Origin of the sequence: Bradyrhizobium sp. LMTR 3 (assembly GCF_001693485.1) — a bacterium.
GTDB lineage: Bacteria > Pseudomonadota > Alphaproteobacteria > Rhizobiales > Xanthobacteraceae > Bradyrhizobium.
The window spans coordinates 40,275-60,490 of the sequence record NZ_MAXC01000051.1; the positions used below are offsets into that span (position 1 = coordinate 40,275).

Here is a 20,216-nt window from a genome sequence, read left to right on the forward strand (position 1 = left end):
CTCATCCAGCCGCCGCAACGGCACTTCCGCTGAAGGAGCGGGCGAGCGCAAGAATAAGCCAGGTAATGATGCCGAGCCCGACCGATAGCGCGGCCGAGATCGAGAAGTTCGCAGCCAGCGTGAATTCGGTATAGATCAGCATCGGCAGCACATCGATGTTCGTCGCCAGCGTAAACGCCGTTCCGAACGCCCCCATCGCGGTCGCAAACGCAATTGCGCCGGAGGCGACGAAGGCCGGCGCCAGGGCCGGCAGGACGACATCACGCTGCACTGCCCAAGGGCTCGCGCCAAGCGAGCGCGCGGCTTCTTCCAGGCCTGTATCAAGCTTCTGCACCGCGGCCATGATGGTGAGGATGACGCGCGGGATGGAGAAATACAGATACCCAAGAAACAACCCGTAGATCGAATAGGCAAAGACCAGCTTCTCGCCAAGCACGCGGTTTGAGAAATCGCCTATCAGGCCCTGTCGACCGGCTAGAAGAATGATCATGAAGCCGACCACCACGCCGGGAAACGCCAGCGGAAAGGTCAGCGTCGCAATCAGAACGGCGCGACCGGGGAAACGATGCCGTTGCAGGAACATCCCGGTGACCGTCGCCACGATCAGGGTCACAATGGTGGTCGCGGTGGCTAGCAAGACCGTGTTGAGGAGGGTCGCACGGTAACGCGGCTCGGTCAGGATCGCGAGATACCCCGCGAGCCCCTGCGGTCCCGCTGCTCCCGTTACAACAAGCCGCGCCATCGGCAACAGGAAGAATGCCGCCGTCAGTACCGCAAGCGGCAGCAAGCATAACCAGACAAAAGACCTATGCGACATCAGAAACACGGTGCCCCGGCGAGAGGCGCCATATTGCCTCAGCGAACCTCGGCGAGATAGCGATCGACAAAGCCTTTTTGCATGTTTTCCATCTGGCCCCAGTCGACGTTCTTCGCACGCGCATATTCGCTGTCAGGCAGGAATTTCTTCTTCACCGCCTCGGGCAGATCGATCGGCCGAGCCGGCCGAAGGTAGGCGTTGGTCCAGATCGCCTGTCCCTTGTCCGACAAAAGATAGTCCAGCACCTTCTTGGCCTTGTCCCTATTGGGCGCGTTCTTGACGAGGCCGGCGACGTAAGGAAACACCACCGATCCCTCGCAGGGGATTACGAATTCAAAATTGCCTTTTTCTGAGTATTTCGCGCGATAGGCGTTGAAATCATAATCGAACAGGATCGGCATCTCTCCGGAGACGACGCGGGCATAGGAAGTCTGCTTGGGGACAATCGGGTCGTTCTTCCGCAGGTCCTTGAAGAAGTTGATCGCGGGATCGAAGTTCGCTTCGGAGCCACCGAGCGCCAGATTGATCGCGACCGCGCCGACATACCCGACGGCGGCCGACGACGGATCGAGATAACCGACCATCCCCTTATAGTCGGGCTTCAGGAGATCCTTCCAGCAGGCCGGCACCGGCTTGCCGCCAAGCGCGTCCTTGTTCACGAACAGGCCAAGCGTGCCGGAATGAATCGTGGTCCAGTAACCGTCGGCATCCTTCAGGCCGGCGGGGACCTGGTCCCATTTCGCCGGCTTGTAAGGCTCAAGCGCATCCTGCGCCTTGGCCTTCATACCGAAGGTGACACCGAAATAGCCGATATCACCCACCGGGTTATTCTTCTCGGCAAGTATCTGAGCAAGCGCTTGGCCGGAATTCTTGTTGTCATGCGGGATATCGTAGTTGAGGTCGGCTTTGAGGGCCTTGAGCATGGAAGCCCAGTCCGCCCATTCCGGCGGGCAATTGTAGCAGATGACGTCGGCCGCTTTGGCGGATTGCCAGGGCGCGATTAGCAACAGCGCCAGCAAGGCAAGAACAAAACGGGCGGTCTTCATGGGGCACTCCGGGTTAGGGCAGCAATTGACGATCTCATCACCAATCGGTGTGACGTATAGGCCGTGTATGAAGGTTTTGCGACACAGCGTTTTGCAGGGAAGGCCGCAGCGCCGCCCGGCGCTCCATCAACGCCGCCCTTCCCCTCCTGATCAAATTTATCGCGGTCGCATTAGATGCGTCCCAAGGCGGTCAGAATAACCTGAGGCGTCAGGGGGATCTCTGTAATGATTGTCCCAAACGGCCTGAGCGCGTCATTGACCGCATTGGTCACGGCGGCCGCCGCACCTGCCGTGCCGGCTTCCCCTGCGCCCTTCGCGCCCAGTTCCGATTCGAGGGTCGGTGAAACCACATGTCCGACGTCGATGTCCGGCATTTCACCGGACATCGGAACCAGATAGTCGGCCATATTTGCGTTGGTGAGTTGTCCACGTTCGTCATACACACATTTCTCAAATAGCGCGGCGCCAAGCCCCTGCACCACGCCGCCTCTGATCTGCTCATCAACCAGTTGCGGGTTAATGATCGTGCCGCAATCCTCGACTACCCAATGCTTCAGCAGCTTCACAAAGCCCGTATCGGGATCAAGCTCCAGCCATGAGGCCTGAACGCCATTGGTGAAGGCGAACGGATAGTTGCGCGGGACAAAGTGCCTGGTCGCCATCAACTCGGGCTGAATACCCGGCGGCAACGTGTCGGGGCGGAAATAGACAATTCGCGCGAGCTCGCTCAGATCGATTCGCGGCGCGCCATCGACGACATTCACTACCGCGTTGTTGACAATATCGAGTTCGCTTGGCGTCGATTGCAGAACGACAGCCGCTACGTCGAGGATGTTCTTGCGCAGTACCTTGGCGGCCTGAAGCGCGGCCTCTCCACCGATACCAGCACCGCGCGAAGCCCAGGTGCCGCCACCATACGGCGTATTGTCGGTGTCGCCCAGGATCACGCGGACGCGATCCATCGAGACGCCAAGCACGCTTCCAACGATCTGTGCGGTAAGCGATTCCGATCCCTGTCCCTGCTCGGTGATACTTGTTTGGCAGATCACTGACCCCTGCGCATCAAGCCGCACCGCGACACCGTCCTGCGAGGATATCTTCGCACCGCCCACGCCATAAAATGCCGCGCTCGGGTTGGTAACCTCGATGAAGCTGGCGATGCCGATGCCACGATGGATGTTCTTCACTCGCAAGGCAGCCTGCTCAGCGCGCAACGCATCGTAGTCCATCATTTGGACGAGCTTGGCGAGCGCCGCATGGTGCGACAACTGCTCGAAGCGCAGACCTGATGGCGAGGCGCAGGGGTAGGCGTCGTCGGCAATCAGATTGCGGCGGCGGATTTCAACTGGATCCATGGCAATCTTCATCGCCGCCAGATCGACCAGGCCCTCCGTCACCGAGCAGGCGATCGGATGGCCGACGGCACGGTACTGGCACATCACGTTCTTGTTCTGAAATACAACGCGGGCACGGGCGCGGTAATTCCCGGTCACATAGGGCCCGCCCACGAGATTGACGACCTGATTGGCCTCGATCGCGCTGGTGCGCGGGTACATGGAATAAGGCCCGATGCCCGTAAGATCGTCGATCTCGAATGCCATGATGGTGCCATCGCGCTTGACGCCGATCTTTCCCCTGCAGCGATGGTCGCGCGCATGAATATCGGTGTTGAAGCTCTCGACCCGGTCGGCGACGAACTTGACCGGACGCCGCAGGAGTTTGGATAGTGCGTAGGTCGCCATCTCATCCGCATAGATATGGACCTTGATACCGAAGGAGCCGCCGACGTCCTTGCAGACGACGCGGACCTGCGATTCCTTCAAGCCAAGATGGAGCGCCGCGATATTCTGCACCATATGCGGCGCCTGCGTGCCCTGATAGATGGTCAGCTTGGCTTCCGCGGCGCTCCAGTCAGCTACCACCGCGCGCGGCTCCAGCGTCACGCCGGTATGCCGTCCGAAAACGAACTCTGCTTCGAACACCTCGTCGGACTCGGCAAAGGCCTGATCGACGGCGCCCGCGTCGTGAATGCGCTCGAACGCCAGATTGTCCCCGAGGGAGGCGTGGATCACAGGCGTTGCCGGATCGAGCGCGGTACGCATATCCGTTACGGCGTGCAGCTCCTCATATTTAACCGAGACATGCTCTGCGGCGTCCTCGGCCTGTGCGCGGCTGGCCGCCACCACGGCAGCGACCGCTTCACCCTGCCAGCACACTCGGTCGACAGCAATCGCACTTTGCGGGGCGGATTTGAGTCCCTTCAGATGCGAAAGCACGCCGACCCACGGCGTGACGACGGTCGATAGCTCCCTGCCTGAAACGACGGCGATGACTCCGGGCATCTGCTTGGCCGCTGAAGTCTCGATGCCAACGATCCTCGCGTGCGCGTGCGGCGAGCGTAGGAACACGGCATACGCCATACGTGGGAGCTCGATGTCGCTGACATAGAGCCCGCGTCCCTGCATCAGACGATCGAGGTTCGGCCGCGGCACTGCCTTCCCGATATACGAGTTCGGGCGGTCCAGCGCAGAAAGTGTTTGAGGATTTGCCAGCTCCGATGTCATGGCCGGCGTCCCGTGCGCGCCCACGCTGTGCTTTCGATGGCGTCGACGATGGCCTGGTAGCCTGTACAGCGACAATAGTTGCCGGAAAGATGTTCGCGTATCCGTTCTCGATCCGGACACGGCGATTGCTTCAGCAGATCCTGCGCCGCCATCAGCATTCCCGGCGTGCAGAAACCGCACTGCAGTGCGTTACGCTCCCGGAATGCTGACTGCAAATCGGCAATCTCACCGCTGTCGGACACCCCCTCGATCGTCTCGATCGCGGCCTTGTGCGTCTGAACCGCGAGCATCAGGCAGGAGCGGACGATGTCGCCATTGACGCGGACCGTGCATGCCCCGCACACGCCATGTTCGCATCCGACATGCGTGCCGGTCAGCTTGAGATGCTCGCGAAGAAAATCTGCCAGATTCAGGCGCGGCAGTACATTCGCTTCGACGAGCTCGCCATTGACACTCAACGCAATCGCAATCGTAGCCGTCACGCCGACGCTCCCGCACGAAGATCAGACCGGGCAAGCAGTAACGACACGCAGCGCGTCAACAGAACCTTCGCCAGATGCCGACGCATGGCGGCTGTCGCTTGTTGATCCTCCAGCGGATCGAGTTCGTCGTCCAATGCAGAAGCTGCCTCAGACAACACCGCAGGTGTGATGGCGACATCGACCAGCTTGCTGGCAGACTTGGCCAGCAACGGGCGATCGCCGACGGCAAAGAAGCCAAGTCGAAGATCGGCGAAGCGCCCATCCTTGATGGAAGCCTGCGCTGCAAGGCCAACAATGGCGTAATCGCCATGCCGACGGGCGAACTCATGAAAGAAATGCGTCGAGTTCTTTGGATTCACCGGCAGCTCGACGGCAACCAGCAGTTCCTGCGGAGTAAGCGTGGTTTCGTAGATCCCGACGAAGAACTCGTTTGCCGCAATCCGCCGCTCGCCGCCCGGTCCACGGGCAATGATGGTAGCGCCAAGCGTGAGCATGCAGGCTGGCAGTTCCGAAGCTGGATCAGCGTGCGCAAGGCTTCCCCCAATCGTGCCGCGATTGCGGATCGCGGGATGGGCGACATGGGCGACCGCATCCTTCAACAGGGGAGCGTGGGCTGCTATTTCCCGCGACTTCAACAGATCAGCGTGACGTGTCAGCGCGCCGATGGTGAGGACCTCTCCCTTCACCGCTACCCCGCGCAACTCGGTCAGCTCGCCAATATCGACAATGAGTTCCGGCGCGACCAGGCGCAGATTCATCGCCGGCACCAGGCTCTGGCCTCCCGACAATAGCTTGGCAGCTTCGCCATGCACGCTCAACAATTCCAGCGCATTTTCGACGCTGGTTGCGCGAACGTAGGCGAAAGCCGCGGCTTTCATTCTTGGCGTGACCTCCCCGGCCAACAGTCATCATTTTCGCGGAATTAGACGGCTGCGATCGCCAAAGGTCAAGTTTGTTGTCGGGTAATTTGCGACTTTGAGCTTGTTTTCGAGCGGCGAACGACGCACGTTCTGTGCAAACAATAAGTTGCCTTTTGGGGAAGAGCGAACCATGAAGCTTGGGTTCTTTACGATGCCGATCCATCCTGTCGACAAGGATTGGCGGCTTTCGCTCAAGGAAGATCGCGAGGCTTTCCTGCTGGCCGATGAGCTCGGGTTCACCGAGGGCTATGTCGGCGAGCACACCACGGACAGAGCCGAGAACATCACGTCATGCTTCGCATTCATTGCATGGCTCGCTGCTGCAACCAGCAAGATTAAACTTGGCACCGGCACCGTCAACATGCCGAACGCCCATCCAGCAGCGATTGCAGCCTCGATAGCGATGCTCGATCACATGCTCGACGGGCGATTGATCTTCGGCATCAGCCCCGGCGGCCTGCTGTCGGACGCGGAAGTGTTCGGCAATCTCGAGGCGGACAGGAATGCCATGTTCCTGGAGGCGATCAATCAGGTGCTTCAGATCTGGGCCAGCGAGCCGCCCTATAATCTGCAAGGTCAATTCTGGAATATATCGGTGCAGAAGACTCTGATCGAAGACATCGGCCAGGGCTTCATTCCGCGTCCACTGCAGCGGCCGCACCCGCCGATCGTGGTCACTGCGGTGGCGCCGTTTTCAAAGGGCGTGACCGAAGCCGCCGCGCGCGGTTGGGAACCAATCTCGGCAAATTTCCTGATGCCGGCCTGGGTGAAAAGCCATTGGCCGAAATACGTAGAGGGATGTGAACGCGCCGGCCGTCCTGCAGATCCGGCGAACTGGCGCGTCGCCAAGAGCGTGTTCGTAGCCAAGAACGCAGCTACCGCAAAGGCTTATGCCACCGATCCAAACGGACCTTATGTCTACTACTATCGCTCGTTGCTTACCAAGTTGAAGCGGAGCGGTCGCATCGAGCTGTTCAAGACCCGCCGCGATCAGCCGGACGACGAGGTGACGCTGGAGTCGATCTGCGACAAGCTGATCATTCATGGCACGCCGGACAGCGTGGCGGATCAACTGCTGGCTTTTCAGGAAGAGACCGGCCCCTTCGGCACGTTGCTTTATGCCGGCAAGGACTGGAAAGACCGCGAACTGGGGCGACAGTCGATGGTCCTGATGGCCGAACAGGTCATGCCGAGGATCAATGCTGGCGCATCCGGCGCTTCCAAGGCCGCCGAGTAATCCGCCGGGGAGCTCGCCGTGGCGCTGAGCGATCGCATTCCCTATCAAGCACAAGTCGACAGGCCGAAGCTCACGCTTCCCGGCGGCAAGAAACTCGCGGTATGGGTCATCCTCAATGTCGAGGAGTGGCGGATCGAGAACGCGATGCCTCGCACCGTGCTGAGCCCGCCGATGGGCCAGCCGCTATTGCCCGACGTGCCGAACTGGTCCTGGCATGAATACGGGATGCGCGCCGGCTTCTGGCGACAGCTCAAGGCGCTGACGGATCGCAAAATACCCGTGACGTTGGCGCTCAATGCCAATGTCTGCAACGCCTACCCGCGCGTCGCCTCCGCTGCACTCGACGCCGGCTTTGAATTCATGGGCCACGGTTTCGTACAGGGGCCGATGCACAAGGTCGAGAATCAGGCGGATGCCATCAAACGATCGGTCGAGACAATTTCGAAATTTGCAGGCAAGCCGCCGCGATCATGGGAAAGCCCGGGCCTCACCGAGACCGAGGAAACCATCGATCTGCTGCGCCTCAACGGCATCGAATACGTCGCGGATTGGGTGATCGACGATCTGCCGCAGGACATCGCCACGCCTCACGGCACCATCACGACGATTCCCTACTCGGTCGAAACCAACGACATCGTCATCCACGCACTACAGCATCTTTCTTCCGAGCAATTCCTGAAACGCTGCACCGATCAGTTCGATCGTCTATATCTCGAAGGCGCATCGAACGCGCGGATCATGGCGATCTCGGTTCACCCGTACATCACGGGCGTGCCGCATCGTATCAAGTATCTGGAGGCGTTGCTCGACTATGTTCTGGGTCACGACAGCGTGGCCCTGATGACAGCCAGCGAGATTGGCGACTGGTATCGCGCAGAGATGGCAAACATCTAGATTTGCGGTCTACCGCAGGCTTGTCGACGGCCCAACGAGATTCGGCGGTTGCTCACGAGGACTTGCTGTCATCTCCAGCAATGAACCGGCCGAAACTACCGCGCGCAAACAGCAGGGGTTCCTGCCGATTATAGGCATAGGCCTCGACGGCGCCGAGGAAGATGATGTGGTCGCCGCCGTAATATCGATTGGCCGCGCGGCATTGGAAATTGGCGACGCAATCGGTCAACACCGGCGCGTCGCCAAGCCCCGGCGTCCAGTTCACGCCGGCGAACTTGTCATCCGACGACTTTGCGAACTGCGACGCCAGCGCCTGCTGGGAAGCTCCGAGAACGTTGACCGCAAAATGGCTGGCGTTCTGGAAGATCGTAAGGCCCTGCGAAAACATCCCGAGACTCCACAACACCAGCGGCGGATTGAGCGATACCGAAGCAAAGGAGTTGCAAGTAACGCCATACGGCCTCCCGTCCGCGGCCATTGCCGTGACAATGGTGACGCCGGTGGCGAATGTGCCGAGCGCATTGCGAAAATCCCGTGGGTCAATCGCCGAGTTGTCGCTGGCAAGTTCATTGGCCGGATCGGCCGGATGTTTGGGTGCATCAGACATCCGTCGGGCCTCAGAGCGTCAGATTTTCGGACGGCAGGCCAAGCGCCACGCGTCCATAGTTTGTTCCGGCCGCATCAAAATTGAATGCGAGGTGCGAATTCACGGCGTGAGCGTCGCGGAACTGCCGCTGCAGCGCACCTGACGTGAACAGGCTGCGTGCGCCACTTGCCGCGAACAACAGCGAGACCGCTTCGGTGCAGAGGTTCACTGCGAAGGCGCCATCCCGCCGCAACCTCGTCTTGACCGCAAGGTCTGGAATATGGCCCCGCCTCGCCTCGGCCATCGCATCGATGCAGTTCGTACGCATCACGAGGCGCGCCGCATCGATCTTGGCGGACGCTTCCGCGATCTTGATTTGGGTCGTCTGCAGATCGCTGAGTTTGGCACGATTGTAGGTCGAGGCCCGATGCCGCGCGAGCTCGACGTAATCATCGAGACAGGCTTGCGCATTGCCCAGACCGACGCCCGACAATACATAAGGAAACAGCGAGAATACCGGTAGCGCATAGAGCGCGTTTGGGTTGACGACGCTTCCGGGCGTCGGTCCGCCGGTCAGATCACTGACTGCGATGGTCATGTTCTTCGCAATGAAGCGATCCTCGACCCATACATCGTTCGACCCGGTACCGCACAGGCCCGTCGCATTCCAGGTGTCGTTGATCCTGTATTCGCTCCGGTTGAGCAGGAATATCCGGTATTCGATACCCTCGGCCTCATCGTCCGAGGACACCACGCCCGCAAGCATGTTCCAGTCGCAGGATTCCACACCCGAGGAGAACGGCCAATGACCGCGCAGGACGTATCCCCCTTCCGCCTTTCTCGCGCGCCCGGCTGGAAAGATGAAGGACGAGGCAATCAACGCATCGGCATTCCTGCTCCAAACCGCGTCCTGCGCATGCTTGTCGAACATGCCCAGCATCCAGTGGTGGCTGGCAAGGTTGGCGAAATTCCATGCTACGGAAGCATCCGCCTGCGCCAATGCGTCGGAGCAATCGACCAGAGCCACATAGTCAAGCTCGGCGCCTCCGACGCGCCTGGGCTGCACGACCCGGAACAAGCCGGCGTCATGCAAATCACGTTCGGTCTCGGGCGGCAGGCGGCGGAGCTCCTCCGTCTTTGAAGCGCGACCGCGCAATTCTGGAATCAGGGCCTTGGCACGTGCAACCATGGCGGCATAGCTGTCCGAGCCCGGTCCCGCGGGCGAACCTGCATCCGGCTTGCGGCCGTGCTCCGCCATGTGTTTCCTCGCCTGCTTCGTTGCTTTACGCCGCCCGCATTTTGCCAGTCTACCGGCTGACGGCCAATGATCAAGACGGCGGAACATGGCTACTCCGCCGCAAGAGGCTGCTCAAAAACGCAAAAAAGCCCGGCGGCCGATGGCCACCGGGCGAGTAGAGGCATTTTGAGACATGGAAATCCCAAGCAGCTATTTCATGTCCTTGCGCCAATAAAGCGTGTTCGGCCAGGCCCAGGGATGCGCTGGGCTGAACAGGCGGTAACCCGCACGAATGAAGTTGTTGGCTGACGAAATATTATCCGTAGTGTCAGATACGATCGAATACCACCCATTCAGACGCGCACGCGCCTCCATGGCTCGCATCAGGCGCAACTGAAGCCGACGTCCGCAATGGTTGCCCAGCACGCCCACGCGGCAAAAATAGCCGGCTTTGAAAACGTGCGTCGACGGAATGACACCGGCGAAAGCGACAGGCCTGGTTCCGCAAAACGCAAGCCACCAATGCCCCTGATCGAATTGCGGAACGGGCGCGGTATCAAGAAACGTCAACTGATGAAGTTCTGCAAGTGTGTCCGCATTATCGTCCTCGCTCCCGTCAACCTCCCGAATTTGATACATGTCGCACCTGCACGTTTATGTGTGCGTCAACCGATCATTTGCCGAGCGTCGCCTTGATGCCGAGCCACACGGCACCGACGAATCCCGCTACGATCATCGTGACGACTGCCTTACCCGAGCCGCGCCCGCCGTAAACGCCCTTGTAGCGCGCGGGCGCTAGCAGCGGCTCAAAGACCTTCGCTGTCGGAATTTTTAGGATGGTCAATGACACGTCCTGTTCGATGGTTTCAAGCTCGCCGATTCCTTATCTCGACGCCAGAGGACAGATTGTCAGAGGCGCCCTTACCTTCTGAAGCGAAGCAAGCCGAAAAGAAAGTCGTCGTCGATCCTATCGTCGCGCGCCGATAGGCTCTTCGAAAAATTCAGGATCGGAAGGGGAAAGGGTAGATCGGGCTCCGGCTTGCCGGTGGCGATACCGGGTGGTGTTTCGGCTCGCGGCGGCGCAAGCGAATATGTCGCTCTCGGCGCACTGACTGGTGGTGAGGAACTCCAGTTTCCGAAGCGGTCAGGAAGTGAAGTCGAACGAGGAGACGAGGAATTCTCATCAGACGGAACGAAAGGCACCGCTCGAGCGCCCACGTCGAATGCAGATATTTCGGGTTGGCCGGCAACGCGACGAGCTAGATATCGCTCTGGCTTTCCGCCCGTGGTCCCCTGAGTTCCTATTGGCGGCAGCCAAGCAGGGTAGCCCTTATTTTTCGAGCGATTCTCCCGAGGAGAAGTATCCGGGGTTTCGAACCGTTTATCGAACGCGTCTTGACGAACCTCGGTCAGCGACGAATTCGTTGGCACGAACGGCACTGCGTCAAGAGGAGGCACCGCCATGTTAAGTGGATTTGTCAGGCGTCGATCAAACCCTGGAACCCGAACGGCATGTGCACTGCCATTTGCCGGATCAACTACGATGAGCCGATTAAAGACTTCAGGGAGCACGGCACCTGGCCCGAGAAAGCCTCCCTGCTTCAAGGCTCCGGCTGCAAAGGAATTGCTGTTTTGGGAATATGGACGATACTCGTAACCAGTGGCGTTAACGCCGTCACCGAATCGCTTCATTCGATCCCATTGAAAGCTGAGATCATCACCACTGGCAATCATCGTATGCGGCTTGTCCAGCGATGCAGTGCCGATACCTTTGTCTCGGTACGCTCTTAGCCGCCGAAACGGCGAATCCGTATTCCTTGTGCTGTCTAGCTGCCGCTCCTCGCTGGAGAATGCGATCAGTTTTTCGATATTGCGATTGAACTTCCGTTCTGGCACCCCCTCTAGTGTGTGGTGGACTCCATTGGAGTCGATGTAGTTCAACACGATATGGTGCGCTAAGACCTTTCCAAAATATGGCAACGCCGTCGCATTGGTGTAGGTGAGAAAAATTCTTTCACGCATTGACTATCTCGCTGACCGTTGTGATGAATGCTGAGCGGCCAAGTCTTTACGCTCAAATCAATGATTAACAGGGCTGTCGTTCTATTGCCCTCGAGGCGTAGGGGACGTGGGGCGTTACGTCATGATCACCGATTGCACGGGTCTTAAACCGCAATTTGTCCTGGCGGCACATGGAACGATAGTGCATCCGTTGCCGACTGCTCGACGACGTCAGTCAATGTGCGATCGTAATGGAGATCAACGGAGCCAGTAATTGAGCCAATTGCCCAGGATGCACCAAGCATAGTCCGGGCTGATAACGTCGAGACGATCGCACTTGCTCACCCACCCAGCGCTGTGAGTATCGGACTTCTTCTTGATGGCGTAATACGCGAACTGAACCTTGACGTCATCGCTCCAGAAACGAACAAGGTAATACTTCGCGTGCGGATTGTAGATTATTGGCTGGATGAATCTCCATCGGGTGGCTTCCTGCAACAGGAGGTCGGTATCGCAATCCTCAAGAGGGGAGTATCGCTCATTGAGCTCGACGAAAGGCATGATCCAGTTTTTTTCTTTTGACAGCAACTGATCGATCTCAGCGAAATAGGACTTTGCTTTTTCCAAGCAGAGGGCGGGATCGGCGCGAACGGTCGATGCTTGGATAAGCAGCAGTGAGGAAGCAGCCAGCGAGAACACCATCGAACGGGCTAGGGAGGTTGTCATCTTCTGATAAGTCATTTGGAAGCCACTCGTATCTAGAGGTTCAAGCCGCTTTATCGACGGATGACCCTATCGATCCCGTGAGGATTTCTCGTGCATTCTCCTCCTGATAGCATCCTATAGTTTCAGCAATTTTTGTGCAGATGCGGCAGAGGCCGTGTTCATAAGTGTCTGCTTGCCTTGTGCTTCATTTCGAATCGGGGCACTTGATGAGGCCTCAAGCGCTTGCCCGCTCCCTTTTCCAGGATGCACAATGACGCGCTCAATCCGATGAATCAGTTCAAGCGCGCCCTCACCGCTGTTCTCCAGCGGCTGCGTTGCCTTGCCCCAGCCGCGATCGAGGATGGCGTTGGCGGCGGACACGCGGGCGGCTGGCGTTGCATCCTTGCTCCGCATGATGCCGACGAGAACACGGATTGCGGTTCGAGTGTGGCTGCGCGCGAGCGATCGGATCTCAACAAGAGCCTTTGCTTTGCCCATTTAGGCTTCTCGCCGGGACGATCCGCCATGCTTGTCTGGACTTGCATCGACACGGCCGATGGAGGGCTCTCGCAGAGTAGTGCGAAAGGAAATTGTTGGAAAATCCGTCTGCGCGTCATCGCGTTTGGGATGCGGGATGAACTGATTGATGTCGGTGCTCACGACAACTCCTCCGATACGGCGATGACGATGAGGCCGACAAGTGCAAGCGAGATCAGGCAGGCGGTCATCGGCTTTTCTCCAAAAAAGAAATGTGCGGCATGATCGCGGTGTGCAGGCGCGGATCATTTGGGGCGCGAACCTTATCCCGTCGGGGCCGCGTGCGGCGCGTGACGATCCGCGCCGCGGACCGGCATGTTCGCGCATGCCGGCCAATTGGGTGGTGATGGAAGGTTCGGACGGCGGCGCACTCGTGACGCCCGGGCGGGGAGCGTTGGGAGTTGCGGCGTCGACGTGCGACCGCCGTCCGATTCGAGAATTCCAAACAAAAAGCCCGCGACGGATTTCTCCGTGCGGGCTTTGCAATTTTCGCGATGATGGCGTTATGCCGGTGATTTGCCCGACATGTCAAACCGTTTTCGAGTGGTCAGCGAATTGCGGAAAATTCGACGAAACGGCTTCGACAATTCGAAATCGCCCTGGCCGAAACTCTATGAAGTGAAAAGCCCGTCACCGTTTCCGGCGCGGGCTCTGCAAGATCGGCGATGATGTCATCGTGCACCTGATTTGCCCGACACGTCAAGTACCGGAGCAGCCTCAAATCGAACGCAGCGATATCGAAACGAAATCGTTGGCCGTGGATGGCGCAACCCGCGGTTCAACTGAGCGCAAGGAGGCCATCGGATATTTTTCGTTGCTGCCATACTCACGCTTCTGTCGGGCTTGTTCTATGCGGCAAGCCGTCACGACATGGCTCGCTAGGTGCGGCGATGTGCCAATATCGCAGCCCGTTCTGTGACAATCCACTGCTGGTACTGGTGGTGGCAGGCTTGGCCGCATGCTGGGGCGTGTTCGTCAGCGTGCGCTGATGTGCTCTTTCGGAGGCCCCTGCGAGTTTCCGTGATGATGCCGCTTTGCCGGCGATTTGCCCGGCGGGTCAAACGGCACGCTTTATTGCGGCTTATTGCGGCGCCCGATTAGCCGGGTGAACCGGCTTTGGTACGGGCGGTTCAGGCTCCACCTCAAGCTTCGGTTCGGTTGGCATGACCTGCGCACCGGCTGCCCGTGCAGCTTCACCGGTGGTGCTGTAATTGGCGATCGTTGGGTGCTGTACTTTCGGCTTGTTCCACGGCCCATGGTCAACGATCAGCATGCCGAGCATGCCGAGAATGGCGACCCCAATCGCGACCTTCAATGGCGCGCCACCGCTTCTGATCAACTGATCTTCAGTCAATTCTTTCGCCATCGGAAAATCCGCGTTGCTTCCTCTTGCCAAATCAAATCCGGACGATGCCGAAAGTTCCCTCATCGATCTGCCAGAGGTGGACCTTTTGGAACAAATGTATTGGCCCCGCATTGTCGGAAGTTAGCCGTCGCTCGGCGGATGCCAAAGCGATCAAGGATGAGTTGCAAATTGTGAATGAAACCTCAGGACCATCCCAGCCCGGCATGGCGGAGCGCGCCGTTGATACCGCGACCGATGTGTCACGCACGCTGACAGAAGTGTCCGCCGCGCTGCAGACCGCGGTCGGCCGGCTAAGCGATGCAGTCACGGCGGCACGGAAACCGGGAATGCCGCTCTCGACCATAAGCGCGATCACTCGCGAAGCGCCGCTGGCCAGTCTGTTCGTCGCCTTTTTGTTCGGTGTCGCGATCGGACGTCGCCGCTAGCAGGCCCCTCAGAGCTTGCCCTTCGTCGAATCCTTTGCGGTTGACATGACGCCGCCGGTTATCTGTCGCATATGTTCGCCCGCGTTGGTGAACTGGCTGCGCAGGAATTCAGACTGGATCTGCATCGCTTCCTGGAGATCGGTCGCATGGACCAGCTTGCGGGCATGCTCGAACGCAGCCTTCATATTCTGTTCGGTAAACGACAGCGCCTGCTTGGAAATTTCCGTACCCGCACCCGGCATCGACGTCATGGACTTTCCGGCGGCATCGAAGAACATGCCGAACGCCTTTTCTGCCTGGTCGATGGTTCTCTCGGCCAACTCGCGCAGTTCGGCCGGGACTTCGAGTTTCGGTTCAGTCATGGTCGCTTCTCCAATGTCGACATTGGCAGGTTAGCACAATTCCCGGCTGCGTCTGCGCCGTATTGGACCCGAGCTTCGCTGTAGGCCCCGGTGGCCGCCATGGCCCAATCTCAAAAATGACCCAAGGAATGATTTCCTTCCCTCGCGGCCCGTAGCCGTACGGGTGCGGTGCCCGATTCCAATGGTGGCAACAGTATGGCATAGTGATTCGGGCTTAGGGATGGGCTGTCGGTGGCGTTGCGTCTCTGATTTTAAGTCTCTCTTGGGACATGGAGATAAGATGCTGCAAACATTTCGACCGACGCCAACCTGCACGCGCTTTCAAACCAGCATAGAAATGCCGTGCATGAAATGCGGCGCACAAATGCGGCTCGCCACGATCGAGCCACGCGACCAGAATTACGACGTGCTGACCTACCACTGCACGCCTTGCGACTCTGGCGAGAGCTTCCTGAAGGCGCGCTGATTACGAGTCGTTCAGCACGGCGATCCCCGCCTGCGTCAGCACGATCCCCTCCTCGCGCACTTCGACCAGGCCGAGACCCGTCAATGTTCTCAAGTCTTCGTCGCTGACCGGCGACAGTTTCAGTCGGCGAGCCTGGATGTCCCGCAACGTCCAGCGGAGATCGATCGCCTTCTCGAGGCTGAATTCAGCGAAAGGATTTTCTGCCATTCGCTTCCAAATATTGGGCCATGGAGATCAGACTCATATTTTCCCGCCATCCGCGGCGCACCCGATAATGCGGAGATGCCCGCCAGGTTCCCCGACGAGCGAGCAGCTCCGGAAATGACCGGGCTCGATCGGTCGAAAGGCCGGCGCGGCTGCTCTTCTCAATAGCGGTAGGGCTCAATATCCAGCAAGGGAAAGGCGCTGAACACACTGGGTGGATTGGTCGCCGTAGCTGCATGCAGATAGGAGTTGTCGAGCTCGGCAAGGCTGGTGACGCCGAGCAGCCCGAGGCAGCGGATCACTTCGTCTTCCAGCAATTCAAGCATCCGCACGATGCCGGCCTCGCCTGCGGCCGCGAGCGCCCAGCACTGCAGACGGCCGATGCCGACCAGATCGGCGCCGGAGGCAATCGCCTTTACGATGTCGGTACCGCGGCAGAACGACCCGTCAACCATGATCCTGGCGCGACCGGCAACCGCGTCGACGATTTCCGGCAAGACGTGCATCGCACCGCGTCCGTGGTCGAGCTGGCGGCCGCCATGGTTCGACACATAGATCCAGTCCACGCCATGATCGAGCGCAATGGCCGCGTCTTCCGCCGTGGCGATGCCCTTGATCACCAGCGGAATTTTATACTTGTCCTTGATCAGCTTCACCGTGCGCCACTCCAGCCCTTTTTGGAAGTCGCCGCCGGTGGCCCGGATACGGCTTTCGCGGACATACCGCTTAGCGATATCGCGCTCGCGCCGGCTGTAATGCGCGGTGTCGACTGTCAGGCAAAAGGCGGCATAACCATTCTCGATAGAGCGGCTGACAACGTCTTCAACAAAGGCGTCGTCGCCGCGGACATAGAGCTGATAGATACGCAATGCGCCGGGTGCGGCTTTGGCCGTCGCCTCCAGCCCCGGTTCGGACACCGAACTCAACATATGAGCGGCGCCGAACTGCCCGGCTCCGCGCGCGACCGCGGCGCCTGAATTGGGATCGAAAATCTCCAGCGCACCGACCGGTGCAATCATGACAGGCAGACGCAGGCGGCGGCCGAAGACCTCGGTCGAGGGGTCGACTTCCACGACATTGCGCAATACCCGAGGCCGGAATGCAATCTCGTCGAGCGCCATGCGGTTGCGACGCATGGTGGTCTCCGTTTCGGAGGCCCCGACGATATAGTCCCATGCATTCTGGTTGAGCCGGGCGCGTGCCTTCCGAATGAATTCGTGGAGATTCTGGAATTCTTCGCCACTGGCGCCGAGCTCGACATTTCTCGCCGACCGTATGGAGGTCCCGTCGTTCATGATGTTTCTCTCCCGCTTTGGCGGCACATTAGCCGCAGAAGAACGGAAAAAGCTACCGCTTTGAAAGGGTTAGGCGTGGTGCAAACGCAGGGATGTCATTCGTTTGCGAGATACATCGGGATAGAACGAAGATCAGCTTCGCTCAAGCCGCGTTATCCGTTTTCCCGAAAGCTCCCGCCTCGGTCAGAGCCGCAATACGCCGCTCATCGTATCCGAGCGTCTTTTGGAGTACTTCCCTGGTATGCTCACCCAGCAGCGGCGCCGCCACGGGATCGACGGTTGGCGTCAAGCTCATCTGCAACGGCGTTTCAATATTGGGGACGGCGCCCGCGGTCGGATGCGGGATCCGGCTGAGGCGATGACGGTCGCGCACTTCCGGCGCGTTGAATCCTTCCTCTACCGTTCGCAGATAGCCAACCGGTATGTTGGCCTTCTTCATCTTCGCCATCCAGTTCTCGAGACTGTCGGTCGCAAAGACACCGGCGATGATGGCACGCAACTTTTCTCTGTTGGCAGTTCGGCTTTTCCGGTGCGCGAACTCGGGATCCGTGACGAGATCCGGCCGTTCAAGCACGTCCACCACAAGCCGGCGGTAGAGCCGGTCATTGGCGCAGGCCATGTAAAGCGGTCCATCGGATGCCTGATAGACGCCGACGGTGGGCGAGCCGTTCGGCGAATTTCCGAAACGGCCCGGGTTAGCGCCACTGATGAGGTAGGCCATGCCATAGAAACCGGTCATCGACACGGCGGTGTCGATCAGAGCGACCTCGACCTGCTGGCCGCGGCCGAGCCGGTCGCGGGCGATCAGCGCCAGCAGGATTGCGTTGCATGCCGACATGCCCGTCGCCATATCGACGATCGGCGGACCGGTCCGCACCGGCTCGCCATCCGGAAAGCCGTTCAGCGACATGAAGCCGCTCTCGGCCTGCGTGATCGGATCGAAGCCCGGACGCAACGCGAACTCACCCTTGCGGCCATAGGCCGAGATCGAGCAATAGATCAGCCGCGGATTGGTCGGCGCGAGGGAAGCATAGTCTAGACCGAACTTCTTCATCACGCCGCCGGAGAAGTTCTCCACCACGACATCGGCCTTCGCGATCAATTCGCGCGCAACTTCGAGTGCGGCAGGATTGTTGAAATCGAGCGCAATGCCGCGCTTGTTGCGATTGAGGCTGAGGAAGGCCGCGCTCTCGCCGCCGATTTCCGCATGTTCATAGTGGCGGGTATCGTCGCCGCCATCGGGGTTTTCGATCTTGATCACCTCGGCACCGAAATCGGCCAACGTTTGCGTGCAGGCCGGACCGGCAACGACCCTGGTGAAGTCGACGACCAGTAGACCGTCCAGTGCGGTCGGTTCGCCCTTTGCGCGCGGCGTTCGCTCCGGCAATTGCGGCCTGACAGTCATTTCCGGCATTTCCTCTTGTTTATTTTGCCTGGCGAAATGAAGGTTTTCGCCGCGACTTCAAGGCTTTCTTACCGGAACCGGATGGGCAACGCCAAACCCCGATTTTGCAGGGCGGGACCTGCCGCTGACATAGCTCTTAAAGCATGTGCGGGGATGTCCTCGCATCCAAGCTGGAGGGTCCAGACTCGACGTGACGGGCACCAAAAAAGACGCTGCCCGCTCCCGGGGGTCAGGTCCGGAAGTCGAGCAGCGCCTTATTGATCTGCCGACGCCGCAAACAATGTTCGCTGCGTCGCCACTTCTCCAGAAGCCCGTCCCCATTACTCGGGAATCATTTCACCGGACCCGCCGAACTCAGCCGGGAAATCTTTCAGTTTGGGCAACCCATCCCGCATCGGCAGCACCGTCTCGGCATAGTTGATGTGCACGCCGGGCGTGAAAGGTAGCGTCGGAAGGGTTGCGGCAAAGACATCGACCAGCCCAAGCGCCGGGTGGTTTGTCATCAGATGACCGCCGCACTCCTCACAGTACTTGCGCTGGCTCATCGGCGTCTTCTCGAACGTCGAAACATGTTGCGCACCTGCCGTGATCCGTACTGCATCCGGCTTCCACAGCGTGAACGCATTCACGGGTCCTCCGGACCACGAACGACAAGAACGGCAATGACAATAGCCCATTCCTTCCGGCGCGCCCGTGACCTGGACCTCGACCGCACCGCAAAAACAGCTTCCAGTATGCTTCATCATTCTTCCGCCTCCTTACAGGAGAACTGGTCAGCTAGACCTGCGCCAGGGGAACAGCATCGAAACCCGCTCCCGGTACCGGAGATACTCCTCGCCGAACATGGCGACAAGATCGCGCTCCTCCAACGTAATGCCGATGAAGATGTAGGCCGTGGTCACCGCTGCGAACAGCAGATGCCCGGCGCTCATCGTCGGGGCCGCCCAGAAGGCGATGATAAAGCCGAGATAGATCGGGTGTCGGACAAACCGGTAGAAAAACGGCATCCGGAAGACTGGTGCCGGCATCTCGCGGCCGACAAGATTGTTGGCGACCTGATGCAATCCGAACAGTTCGAAATGATTGATCAGGAAGGTGCTCGTGAACACGATCACCCAACCCACGAACGACAGCGTCGCGAGCACCATGGCCATTTCAGGCTCTTGGACATTCCAGATGACATCCGGCATCGGACGCCATTGCCAGAACAACAACAGAAGTGTCAGGCTTGCACACAGCACATAAGTGCTGCGCTCGACAGATCTTGGAATAAACTGCGTCCACCAGTGTTTGAACGATTTGCGCGCCATGACGCTATGCTGAATGGCAAACAACGACATCAGCCCGAGATTGACGACAATTGCCTCCAATATCCCCGTTTTCGGGCCGGTATCGATCGTCTTCGGCACGGCGAGGCCCGAGACGAACCCGATGGCGTACAGAATCGTGAACAGAAATGTGAGATAGGCCACACCTCCGAACAGAAATGCAGTGAATCTTAGCACTCGATGGCCCGGCATCGCCGGGCTGAGGGTTTGAGTTTCCGTCATGAAATTGGCTCCGCTCCGGGCAATGGGATTGGAACTCCCGGTTTTGGCAGGATGCGCGGAGAACGGCGACAGGTCTTTGCCTGACGCTTGATCTCTTCATGAGACGGACTTGATTGT

22 protein-coding genes and 1 pseudogene are annotated in these 20,216 nt (G+C 59.2%); 4 read left to right on the forward strand and 19 right to left on the reverse strand.

Going from position 1 to position 20,216, the window contains the following annotated elements; all coding sequences use genetic code 11:
* Window position 1: 1 nt before the first annotated feature.
* The 5 genes from LMTR3_RS30560 to LMTR3_RS30580 all read right to left on the reverse strand — a co-directional run bounded on the left by LMTR3_RS30560 (window position 2) and on the right by LMTR3_RS30580 (window position 5,787).
* A complete protein-coding gene (locus tag LMTR3_RS30560; RefSeq protein ID WP_065748691.1) occupies window positions 2–817 on the reverse strand; it encodes an ABC transporter permease in 816 nt (271 codons plus the stop codon).
* 38 nt (window positions 818–855) lie between these two features.
* Window positions 856–1,863: an ABC transporter substrate-binding protein gene (locus tag LMTR3_RS30565; protein WP_065748692.1), complete on the reverse strand. Its 1,008-nt coding sequence runs from the start codon at window positions 1,861–1,863 to the stop codon at window positions 856–858.
* A gap of 170 nt (window positions 1,864–2,033) precedes the next feature.
* Entirely contained in the window at window positions 2,034–4,427 is a 2,394-nt protein-coding gene (locus tag LMTR3_RS30570; protein ID WP_065748972.1) for a xanthine dehydrogenase family protein molybdopterin-binding subunit, read from the reverse strand.
* Entirely contained in the window at window positions 4,424–4,909 is a 486-nt protein-coding gene (locus LMTR3_RS30575; protein ID WP_065748693.1) for a (2Fe-2S)-binding protein, read from the reverse strand. Before LMTR3_RS30575 ends, LMTR3_RS30570 begins: the two co-directional genes overlap by 4 nt.
* Window positions 4,906–5,787 carry an FAD binding domain-containing protein gene (locus LMTR3_RS30580; protein ID WP_065748694.1) on the reverse strand — a complete coding sequence of 294 codons (882 nt, stop codon included), beginning with the start codon at window positions 5,785–5,787 and terminating at the stop codon, window positions 4,906–4,908. The genes LMTR3_RS30575 and LMTR3_RS30580 overlap by 4 nt, the downstream gene beginning before the upstream one ends.
* 172 nt (window positions 5,788–5,959) lie before the next feature.
* Here LMTR3_RS30580 and LMTR3_RS30585 point away from each other — a divergent pair, with 172 nt between their 5' ends.
* Together LMTR3_RS30585 and LMTR3_RS30590 are read left to right on the forward strand one after the other, a co-directional pair.
* Window positions 5,960–7,066 (forward strand): LLM class flavin-dependent oxidoreductase, encoded by a 1,107-nt coding sequence (locus LMTR3_RS30585; protein ID WP_065748695.1) that lies wholly within the window; start codon window positions 5,960–5,962, stop codon window positions 7,064–7,066.
* A gap of 18 nt (window positions 7,067–7,084) precedes the next feature.
* Entirely contained in the window at window positions 7,085–7,960 is an 876-nt protein-coding gene (locus LMTR3_RS30590) for a polysaccharide deacetylase family protein (protein ID WP_065748696.1), read from the forward strand.
* Window positions 7,961–8,012: 52 nt separating this feature from the next.
* Here LMTR3_RS30590 and LMTR3_RS30595 read toward each other — a convergent pair whose 3' ends face one another.
* The 7 genes and pseudogenes from LMTR3_RS30595 to LMTR3_RS36945 form a co-directional block, all read right to left on the reverse strand.
* On the reverse strand, window positions 8,013–8,567 hold the full coding sequence (locus LMTR3_RS30595; protein ID WP_065748697.1) for a flavin reductase family protein: 555 nt from the start codon (window positions 8,565–8,567) through the stop codon (window positions 8,013–8,015).
* Between the two features lie 10 nt (window positions 8,568–8,577).
* Window positions 8,578–9,804, reverse strand: coding sequence for an acyl-CoA dehydrogenase family protein (locus LMTR3_RS30600; protein WP_065748698.1), 1,227 nt, complete (start codon window positions 9,802–9,804; stop codon window positions 8,578–8,580).
* 189 nt (window positions 9,805–9,993) lie between these two features.
* Entirely contained in the window at window positions 9,994–10,422 is a 429-nt protein-coding gene (locus tag LMTR3_RS30605; protein WP_065748699.1) for a GNAT family N-acetyltransferase, read from the reverse strand.
* A 106-nt stretch (window positions 10,423–10,528) separates the two neighbouring features.
* Window positions 10,529–10,627: pseudogene (locus tag LMTR3_RS40125) on the reverse strand (phage terminase large subunit); the annotation flags it as partial.
* Window positions 10,628–10,704: 77 nt separating this feature from the next.
* Window positions 10,705–11,805, reverse strand: coding sequence for a hypothetical protein (locus LMTR3_RS38100; RefSeq protein WP_141686887.1), 1,101 nt, complete (start codon window positions 11,803–11,805; stop codon window positions 10,705–10,707).
* A 237-nt stretch (window positions 11,806–12,042) separates the two neighbouring features.
* Window positions 12,043–12,525 carry a hypothetical protein gene (locus LMTR3_RS30615; RefSeq protein ID WP_065748700.1) on the reverse strand — a complete coding sequence of 161 codons (483 nt, stop codon included), beginning with the start codon at window positions 12,523–12,525 and terminating at the stop codon, window positions 12,043–12,045.
* A 99-nt stretch (window positions 12,526–12,624) separates the two neighbouring features.
* The gene (locus tag LMTR3_RS36945; protein WP_502686682.1) at window positions 12,625–12,987 is read right to left on the reverse strand and encodes a hypothetical protein; all 363 of its coding nucleotides are present in this window, start codon (window positions 12,985–12,987) and stop codon (window positions 12,625–12,627) included.
* A 27-nt stretch (window positions 12,988–13,014) separates the two neighbouring features.
* Here LMTR3_RS36945 and LMTR3_RS36950 point away from each other — a divergent pair, with 27 nt between their 5' ends.
* A complete protein-coding gene (locus tag LMTR3_RS36950; RefSeq protein ID WP_084029914.1) occupies window positions 13,015–13,251 on the forward strand; it encodes a hypothetical protein in 237 nt (78 codons plus the stop codon).
* 856 nt (window positions 13,252–14,107) lie between these two features.
* On the opposite strand, the gene LMTR3_RS30625 is transcribed toward LMTR3_RS36950, so the two are convergent.
* Window positions 14,108–14,392, reverse strand: a complete 285-nt coding sequence (locus tag LMTR3_RS30625; RefSeq protein ID WP_065748702.1) for a hypothetical protein — start codon at window positions 14,390–14,392, stop codon at window positions 14,108–14,110.
* Window positions 14,393–14,595: 203 nt separating this feature from the next.
* Between LMTR3_RS30625 and LMTR3_RS30630 the strand changes: the two genes are divergently transcribed.
* Window positions 14,596–14,817 carry a hypothetical protein gene (locus LMTR3_RS30630; RefSeq protein ID WP_176722037.1) on the forward strand — a complete coding sequence of 74 codons (222 nt, stop codon included), beginning with the start codon at window positions 14,596–14,598 and terminating at the stop codon, window positions 14,815–14,817.
* Between the two features lie 8 nt (window positions 14,818–14,825).
* On the opposite strand, the gene LMTR3_RS30635 is transcribed toward LMTR3_RS30630, so the two are convergent.
* The 6 genes from LMTR3_RS30635 to mddA form a co-directional block, all read right to left on the reverse strand.
* A complete protein-coding gene (locus LMTR3_RS30635) occupies window positions 14,826–15,179 on the reverse strand; it encodes a phasin (RefSeq protein ID WP_065748703.1) in 354 nt (117 codons plus the stop codon).
* Between the two features lie 466 nt (window positions 15,180–15,645).
* A complete protein-coding gene (locus LMTR3_RS30640) occupies window positions 15,646–15,852 on the reverse strand; it encodes a hypothetical protein (protein ID WP_065748704.1) in 207 nt (68 codons plus the stop codon).
* 158 nt (window positions 15,853–16,010) lie between these two features.
* On the reverse strand, window positions 16,011–17,144 hold the full coding sequence (locus LMTR3_RS30645; RefSeq protein ID WP_065748705.1) for an alpha-hydroxy acid oxidase: 1,134 nt from the start codon (window positions 17,142–17,144) through the stop codon (window positions 16,011–16,013).
* A 142-nt stretch (window positions 17,145–17,286) separates the two neighbouring features.
* A complete protein-coding gene (locus LMTR3_RS30650; RefSeq protein WP_065748974.1) occupies window positions 17,287–18,549 on the reverse strand; it encodes a CaiB/BaiF CoA transferase family protein in 1,263 nt (420 codons plus the stop codon).
* A 320-nt stretch (window positions 18,550–18,869) separates the two neighbouring features.
* Window positions 18,870–19,292, reverse strand: a complete 423-nt coding sequence (locus tag LMTR3_RS30655; protein ID WP_065748706.1) for a GFA family protein — start codon at window positions 19,290–19,292, stop codon at window positions 18,870–18,872.
* A 30-nt stretch (window positions 19,293–19,322) separates the two neighbouring features.
* Window positions 19,323–20,099 (reverse strand): methanethiol S-methyltransferase, encoded by a 777-nt coding sequence (gene mddA, locus LMTR3_RS30660; protein WP_065748707.1) that lies wholly within the window; start codon window positions 20,097–20,099, stop codon window positions 19,323–19,325.
* Window positions 20,100–20,216: the final 117 nt, after the last annotated feature.